The sequence below is a fragment of the Aminobacter sp. P4_D5 genome (genome assembly GCF_056401815.1).
The window spans coordinates 1-540 of record NZ_JBFUIP010001283.1 but is presented as its reverse complement, the minus strand read 5'-3'; the positions used below and the strand labels follow the sequence as shown (position 1 = coordinate 540).

The following is a 540-nucleotide window of genomic DNA, read 5'->3' as shown; positions in this document are numbered from 1 at the left end:
GTCCATCGGCGGTGCGGCCGGTCATGTCCGTCACCTCGGCGGCGCTGCGCTCCTCGATCGGGATCTCGGAGACGCCGTCGCGCACGCGCGTGTCGAGGGTGGAGTGCGGCAGCGCCACCCAGAAGGGGACGCCGTTGTCCTTCGCGGCCAGCGCCTTCAGGTAGGTTCCGATCTTGTTGGCGACGTCGCCCGTGCGCGTCACGCGGTCGGTGCCGACGATGACAATGTCCACCTCGCCATGCTGCATGTAGTGGCCGCCCGCATTGTCGGCGATGACCGTGTGCGGCACCCCATGCGCGCCGAGCTCGAAGGCAGTCAGCGCCGCGCCTTGGTTGCGCGGGCGGGTCTCGTCCACCCAGACGTTCACGTCGATGCCGGCATCATGTGCCTGGTAGATCGGCGAGAGCGCCGTGCCCCAATCCACTGTCGCCAGCCAACCCGCATTGCAATGGGTCAGCACGTTCACCCGGCCCTTCTTCTCGGCGATGGCCGAAAGCAGCGGCAGGCCATTCTCGCCGATGCGGCGGCAGGTCTCGGCAT

1 protein-coding gene is annotated in these 540 nt (G+C 68.3%); it reads right to left on the bottom strand.

All coding sequences use genetic code 11. From position 1 onward, the window contains the following. On the bottom strand, window positions 1-540 hold a 540-nt coding region (locus tag AC1DWF_RS37960; protein ID WP_476843562.1), incomplete at both ends, for a s-methyl-5-thioribose-1-phosphate isomerase.